This is a genomic window from Pseudomonas sp. 10C3 (assembly GCF_036346185.1).
GTDB lineage: Bacteria > Pseudomonadota > Gammaproteobacteria > Pseudomonadales > Pseudomonadaceae > Aquipseudomonas.
The window spans coordinates 1-521 of the sequence record NZ_JASJVE010000075.1 but is presented as its reverse complement, the minus strand read 5'-3'; the positions used below and the strand labels follow the sequence as shown (position 1 = coordinate 521).

The window sequence follows — 521 nt, the reverse complement described above, 5'->3', positions numbered from 1 at the left end:
ACTTCTGGTGATTGTGTTGTGGGTCCTACAAAATGTACAAAGGGCTTGTGTACTTCGCCTTCTTCATCATCTTGTACTGTTCAATTTTCCTTTACTGGTCGTCCTGCTGTTAATGTTCCTCCTGATCTTGGTTTGGCTGGAAAGGACTCACTTTGTGACATGGGGGCCGATTGCAATTTGCCTCCTCCTGAAACCACTGCTGAAAATAAGCCATGTACCAAGGTGTATGATGCAGAAGGTCGTCAAAGTTGCACGACATCTAATTTCACTGGTACTGATGGTGCGGTTAACTGTGGCTCAGTTAATGGTAAGTTTGGTTGTCTCGGTAGTTATCCTTCTTCTAAGGGCATTGAGATCGCTAGCACAACGGCGGTTCAGGCCCTGATTGATGGCAGTACCAAAGAGGTCACGACTAATAACGCTACGCAAAGCGTTTGCACGGGCGGTATGGGTCCAGGTGTTTGCGTGATTTCAAGCTCTACGTCTACTACCACTGTTTCGCATAGTTCAACGGGTGCCGT

Annotated in this window: 1 protein-coding gene; it reads left to right on the top strand. The window is 47.2% G+C overall.

Annotated features, from left to right (window positions below):
- The coding region (locus tag QN399_RS26165; protein ID WP_330201933.1) for a hypothetical protein at positions 1–521 on the top strand (521 nt) is incomplete at both ends.